Annotated in this window: 10 protein-coding genes; 2 read left to right on the top strand and 8 right to left on the bottom strand. The window is 47.6% G+C overall.

The genetic code is table 11. The features are described from left to right. Together J6J34_RS12115 and J6J34_RS12110 are read left to right on the top strand one after the other, a co-directional pair. Nucleotides 1–242 (top strand): hypothetical protein (locus J6J34_RS12115; protein ID WP_301899100.1); only part of this gene is annotated, 242 nt, incomplete at its 5' end. A gap of 130 nt (nt 243–372) precedes the next feature. Beyond that, nucleotides 373–1,182 (top strand): hypothetical protein, encoded by an 810-nt coding sequence (locus J6J34_RS12110; RefSeq protein ID WP_301722162.1) that lies wholly within the window; start codon nt 373–375, stop codon nt 1,180–1,182. 76 nt (nt 1,183–1,258) lie between these two features. On the opposite strand, the gene rplQ is transcribed toward J6J34_RS12110, so the two are convergent. The 8 genes from rplQ to rplO all read right to left on the bottom strand — a co-directional run bounded on the left by rplQ (nt 1,259) and on the right by rplO (nt 6,164). Beyond that, on the bottom strand, nt 1,259–1,660 hold the full coding sequence (gene rplQ, locus J6J34_RS12105) for a 50S ribosomal protein L17 (RefSeq protein WP_301722163.1): 402 nt from the start codon (nt 1,658–1,660) through the stop codon (nt 1,259–1,261). A 38-nt stretch (nt 1,661–1,698) separates the two neighbouring features. Beyond that, nucleotides 1,699–2,688, bottom strand: coding sequence for a DNA-directed RNA polymerase subunit alpha (locus tag J6J34_RS12100; protein ID WP_301722164.1), 990 nt, complete (start codon nt 2,686–2,688; stop codon nt 1,699–1,701). 25 nt (nt 2,689–2,713) lie between these two features. Then, on the bottom strand, nt 2,714–3,334 hold the full coding sequence (gene rpsD / locus J6J34_RS12095) for a 30S ribosomal protein S4 (protein WP_301722165.1): 621 nt from the start codon (nt 3,332–3,334) through the stop codon (nt 2,714–2,716). A gap of 30 nt (nt 3,335–3,364) precedes the next feature. After that, nucleotides 3,365–3,754: a 30S ribosomal protein S11 gene (gene rpsK / locus J6J34_RS12090; protein ID WP_034734070.1), complete on the bottom strand. Its 390-nt coding sequence runs from the start codon at nt 3,752–3,754 to the stop codon at nt 3,365–3,367. 11 nt (nt 3,755–3,765) lie between these two features. Continuing rightward, nucleotides 3,766–4,122 carry a 30S ribosomal protein S13 gene (rpsM, locus tag J6J34_RS12085; RefSeq protein ID WP_173921348.1) on the bottom strand — a complete coding sequence of 119 codons (357 nt, stop codon included), beginning with the start codon at nt 4,120–4,122 and terminating at the stop codon, nt 3,766–3,768. Between the two features lie 134 nt (nt 4,123–4,256). Beyond that, nucleotides 4,257–4,370, bottom strand: coding sequence for a 50S ribosomal protein L36 (rpmJ, locus tag J6J34_RS12080; RefSeq protein ID WP_055439830.1), 114 nt, complete (start codon nt 4,368–4,370; stop codon nt 4,257–4,259). 25 nt (nt 4,371–4,395) lie between these two features. Continuing rightward, entirely contained in the window at nt 4,396–5,724 is a 1,329-nt protein-coding gene (gene secY / locus J6J34_RS12075) for a preprotein translocase subunit SecY (RefSeq protein WP_301722166.1), read from the bottom strand. Between the two features lie 5 nt (nt 5,725–5,729). Continuing rightward, a complete protein-coding gene (gene rplO, locus J6J34_RS12070) occupies nt 5,730–6,164 on the bottom strand; it encodes a 50S ribosomal protein L15 (protein ID WP_301722167.1) in 435 nt (144 codons plus the stop codon). Between the last annotated feature and the right edge of the window lies 1 nt (nt 6,165).

Below are 6,165 nucleotides of genomic sequence, written 5' to 3'. Positions count from 1 at the left end.
CTTGGTATATTGTTAAAGAGCGACGCTTCAGTCCCTTGGGGAACTCTGAAGCGGGATGCGTATTTTACGCTTTCCGGGGCCAGCGTCAAGATCCTTTCGGATCTTTTTTTTGCAAGCGCTTCGCGCTGCTGGCTCGTGTCACTGCGGCTTATGCCTCGGTGACAACGGCGGCGAATTATAAGGATCATCGCCGCCCGTGCAAGATCTTTTTTCAATTTATTGTTCAATTGCTTTTTTTTTAATCAGATTGAACATTCTTTAACTATCTATTGTCTATAAACATTGCTAATGTTCTAACGCTAGCCGTTTGCAAGAACAACTATAAACATCGGCAATTAGCTAAAAATAAATAATTGAAAAGGTGCGCAACAGATGAGAACCACTACAGCGTTTATTCTCGCTACCAGCTTTATGCTCCCATTTAGCGCTTCAGCTTTGGACTTCGGTGATGGTATTACCCCAACTGAACCTGTTGGATATACGATGACAGAAGACAATAAGCGATTGGTAAATACTTATCTACGAATGTTTCGTTATTACACGAAACGCAACTTCTCGGTCACTCGTACTGTTCGGGTCCTGATGAGTAATTACCCCCAGCATGTTGAACCTATCTTGCACGCCGCCTTTGAACGCTACCCGAAGAAATACGAACACATTATAAAAGCAGCTATTAATGCGGAACCCGGTTTTACCCAGGATATCCTGTCCGTAGCCATGCATTTGAAAATCGCCCCACCAACGGAGCTGGTCCGCATCGCCGTCGAAGCAGAACCTGCTTACGCCGATGAGATCGTTGCTGAAGCAAGCCGTGTCGATCCTACTAATGTAGAAGAACTCGTACGCGTCGCCGTACGGGTTGAACCAGAGATGGCCGATAGCATTATGCAATCAGCCAGTGCGTCGCAACCCGAGCAGGTTGAAGGCATCGTCCATGCAACCCTGAGTGTGCTCCCCGCTTTAGGGGATTATCTGTTGACATCGTTAGACGATCTTATCTCACTGATGCGCGATTCAGATCCTGAAGTCACACCGGTAAAGACCAAGGGTGAAGCAATGTCTGTTATCAAAGGCGCTTACCGCGCCGGCATGAATTATGAAGAGCTGCAAACGCTAGCAGCGACTCACGGTATCAATGATGATGAGTTTGCCGCAGCAATTAAAAAAGCCCCACAAAACTAGATCAGCTATCGAACTTAAAATCGAGACAAAAAAAAGCCGCTCAATCGAGCGGCTTTTTTGATCTCACTAGGAGAACTTACTCTTCTACTGCAACTTCTTCAGCTTCAGTAGCTTCAACTTCTGGACGGTCAACTAGCTCAACATAAGCCATTGGCGCGTTGTCACCGGCGCGGAAGCCACACTTCATGATGCGAGTGTAACCACCTGCGCGTTCTTGATAACGCGGGCCCAATTCATTGAACAATTTACCAACCACATCTTTATCACGAGTGCGCGCGAACGCCAAACGACGGTTCGAAACGCTGTCTTGTTTCGCTAAAGTGATTAGTGGTTCAATCACACGACGAAGTTCTTTTGCTTTCGGAAGTGTCGTTTTGATCACTTCGTGACGGACAAGTGAGCTTGCCATGTTGCTGAACATCGCTTTGCGATGACTGCTGTTGCGGTTGAGTTGACGACCACTCTTACGATGGCGCATACCTATACCCTTCTCAGTAAATCTCTGTAAAAGATGTCTTAGTCGCGATCAGCAAGACTTGCTGGTGGCCAGTTTTCCAGGCGCATGCCCAGAGACAACCCACGTGATGCAAGTACGTCTTTGATCTCGGTCAGCGATTTCTTACCAAGGTTTGGAGTCTTCAATAACTCAACCTCGGTGCGCTGTACTAAGTCACCAATGTACTGAATAGCTTCTGCTTTCAAACAGTTCGCAGAACGCACAGTTAATTCCAAATCGTCTACCGGACGTAATAAAATCGGATCGAATTCCGGTTTCTCTTCTTTCTCTTCCGGTTCGCTCATGTCACGCAATTCAACAAAGGCTTCTAACTGCTCTGCCATAATTGTAGCTGCGCGGCGAATAGCTTCCTCTGGATCCAGAGTACCATTCGTTTCCATGTCGATAACCAGTTTGTCCAGGTCGGTACGTTGCTCAACACGAGCTGAGTCAACGTTGTACGCAATGCGCTCAACCGGACTGAAAGAAGCGTCAACAAGTAGAAGACCGATCGGACGCTCTTCATCGTCAGCAGACTGACGTGCCGAAGCTGGAACATAACCACGACCACGCTCTACTTTGATTGACATCTCAATCTCAGTGTCACCTGTTAAAGTACAGATGAGGTGATCAGAGTTAATGATTTCGATATCCCCATCATGGGTAATATCGCCAGCCTTGACAGGGCCCGCTCCAGATTTTTTCAAGGTCAGAATCGCTTCATCTTTACCTTCCATGGTAACTGCCAGACCTTTGAGGTTCAGCAGGATTTCGATGACATCTTCCTGAACACCCTCTTTGCTGCTGTACTCGTGCTGCACACCTTCGATTTTAACTTCCGTCACTGCCACTCCTGGCATAGAAGAAAGCAAAATACGGCGCAGCGCGTTGCCCAGCGTGTGACCAAAGCCACGCTCAAGAGGCTCCAACGTCACTTTTGCGTGAGTCGGGCTGATTTGTTCAATGTCGACTAGCCTTGGCTTAAGGAATTCGGTAACAGAACCCTGCATTGTGTCCTCTCTTTATGCTTAAGCTTTACTTAGAGTAAAGCTCTACGATCAACTGTTCGTTAATTTCAGCAGACAAGTCTGAACGCTCTGGAAGACGTTTAAATTGTCCTTCCAGTTTGTTCCCGTCTACTTCTACCCACACTGGCTTCTCACGCTGATCTGCGAGATCCAATGCAGCAGCGATGCGCGCCTGCTTTTTCGCTTTTTCGCGAACGGACACAACATCTTCCGGACGAACTTTGAACGACGGAATGTTGACTACCTGGCCATTCACTACCACTGCTTTGTGGCTGACCAACTGACGGGCTTCAGCTCGCGTTGACGCGAATCCCATGCGGTAAACAACGTTATCTAGACGTTGCTCGAGCAATTGCAGCAGGTTCTCACCAGTGTTGCCCTTAATACGGGCAGCTTCTTTGTAATAGTTACGGAATTGCTTTTCTAATACACCGTACATACGACGTACTTTTTGCTTTTCACGTAACTGTAAACCGTAATCAGACAAGCGGCCACGACGTGCACCGTGCTGACCCGGAGCGCTCTCGAGTTTACATTTCGTATCGATCGCGCGTACGCCGCTTTTCAGGAACAAATCAGTTCCTTCGCGACGACTCAGTTTGAGTTTTGGACCCAAATATCTAGCCATGATCTTTCTCCAACTATCGTTTGGCGCCTATTAAACGCGACGTTTCTTAGGCGGACGACAACCGTTGTGAGGAATAGGTGTCACATCAGTAATGTTAGTGATGCGATAACCTACAGCGTTCAATGCACGAATCGATGATTCGCGACCAGGACCGGGGCCCTTAACGAACACTTCTAGGTTTTTCAACCCATATTCCTTCGCCATTTCTCCTGCGCGTTCAGCAGCAACCTGTGCAGCAAACGGAGTTGATTTACGTGAACCACGGAAACCAGAACCACCTGCGGTTGCCCATGCTAACGCATTACCTTGACGGTCAGTAATGGTCACAATGGTGTTATTGAAAGATGCATGGATGTGAGCCATGCCATCTGCGACTTGTTTTTTAACGCGCTTACGAGTACGAGTTGGTTGTTTAGCCATTTCTCAACTCCCTACTTCTTAATTGGTTTACGCGGACCTTTACGGGTGCGCGCATTGGTTTTAGTGCGCTGTCCACGTAGAGGCAAGCCACGACGATGACGAAGGCCACGGAAACATCCGAGATCCATCAAGCGTTTAATATTCATCGATACTTCACGACGAAGGTCGCCTTCAACAGCGAACTTCCCTACTGCTTCGCGAAGTAGATCCAGTTTTTCTTCTGACAAAGAGCCGATTGTAGTATTTTCTTCGATACCAACCGCAGCAAGAATATGCTGTGAACGGGTACGACCAATACCATAGATCGCAGTCAAGGCAATGACTGCATGCTTATTGTCAGGAACGTTAATGCCAGCGATACGGGCCACTAACACGTCTCCTTTAGTTTATGGGTGACCGGATTTGAAAAGCCCGTTAGGATACTCAACCGGTCGCCAGATTGCAAATATATCAAAGCCGCAGCCGAGAATAATTCTTCCAGGCCGCGGACTTCTTCATCGAATTAACCTTGCCGTTGCTTGTGCTTAGGGTCACTGCAAATTACACGCACAACACCGTTGCGCTTAATAACTTTGCAGTTACGGCAGATTTTCTTCACGGAAGCACGAACTTTCATTGCTACACTCCGTAATTATCCAACCTTAACGGCCGAAGCCTTTAAGGTTAGCTTTTTTCAGGACCGAATCATACTGATGAGACATCAGATGGGTCTGGACCTGCGCCATAAAATCCATGATAACAACAACGATAATCAATAGTGATGTACCGCCAAAGTAGAACTGAACGTTCCATGCAATCATCATGAACTCAGGAACCAAACAGACAAAGGTAATGTATAACGCGCCTGCAAGAGTCAAACGGGTCATTACCTTATCGATGTAACGCGAGGTTTGCTCACCTGGACGAATCCCAGGGATAAACGCTCCCGACTTCTTCAAGTTATCAGCTGTCTCGCGTGGGTTAAATACCAACGCGGTATAGAAGAAACAGAAGAAGATAATTGCCGCAGCATAAAGCATTACGTACAAGGGTTGTCCCGGTGACAGCGTCAACGAAACCTCTTGTAAGAAGTTTGCTACCATACCTTCGCCCTGGCCAAACCAGGTTGCAATGGTGCTTGGGAACAAAATAATACTCGATGCAAAAATCGGTGGAATAACACCGGCCATATTAACTTTCAATGGCAAGTGAGTACTCTGCGCTGCAAAAACCTTACGGCCTTGCTGACGTTTTGCGTAGTTTACCACAATGCGGCGTTGGCCGCGCTCGACAAATACAACAAAATACGTCACTGCGAATACGATGACACCGATTAGCAATAACAACAATAAGTGCAAATCACCCTGACGTGCTTGCTCTGCCGTCTGACCAATAGCCGACGGAAGGCCCGCAACAATACCGGTGAAGATAAGAATAGAGATACCGTTACCAATCCCACGCTCAGTGATTTGTTCACCTAGCCACATCAGGAACATAGTTCCTGTGACCAAACTCACAACCGCTGTAAAGTAGAATCCAAAGCTTGGATCGATAACCAATCCAGGCATCAGACTTGGTAAGCCAGTAGCTATACCAATCGATTGGAACGTCGCAAGTACCAAAGTACCCCAACGCGTGTATTGGCTAATCTTACGACGACCAGCTTCACCCTCTTTCTTAAGCTCGGCCAAACGTGGATGAACCACGGAAGCCAGCTGCATAATAATCGAGGCTGTGATGTACGGCATGATACCCAAAGCGAATACCGATGCGCGTTCAAGAGCACCACCGCTGAACATGTTAAACATGGCAACGATGGTATCTTTTTGCTGATCAAACAACTGAGCCAATACAGCGGCATCAATACCAGGAATAGGCACGAAGGAGCCCGCACGGAACACGATTAACGCGCCGAGTACAAAAAGCAAGCGTCGTTTAAGTTCCGAGGTGCCGCCTTGAGCTCTGTTAGATTCCAATCCTGGTTTAGCCATTTGCTCTATCCTTCGATTTTGCCGCCAGCAGCTTCAATAGCTTCGCGGGCGCCTTTGGTGACCTTAATGCCTTGTACTGAAACGGCACGACTGATTTCGCCTGATTTGATCACTTTAACATGCAAGATGTCATTGCGAATCAAGCCAGCTTCTTTCAGGCTCGCCATGTTTACAGTATCGCCAGCAACTTTCGCTATCTCAGCCAGGTTCACTTCTGCAGTCACGAATGACTTACGTGAAGTAAAACCGAACTTCGGCAAGCGACGCTGAATTGGCATTTGACCGCCTTCGAAACCTGGTTTCACTGAGCCGCCTGAACGCGACTTCTGGCCTTTATGACCACGTCCACCAGTTTTTCCTAAGCCTGAGCCAATACCACGTCCAACACGTTTTTTGCTGGTTTTAGCACCAGGTGCAGGGGAGATTGAGTTCAAGAACATC

Origin of the sequence: Pseudidiomarina terrestris (genome assembly GCF_030466405.1) — a bacterium.
GTDB classification, from domain to species: Bacteria; Pseudomonadota; Gammaproteobacteria; order Enterobacterales; family Alteromonadaceae; genus Pseudidiomarina; species Pseudidiomarina terrestris.
Note: the sequence above shows the minus strand (reverse complement) of the source record. Positions and strands in the feature narration are given on the sequence as shown.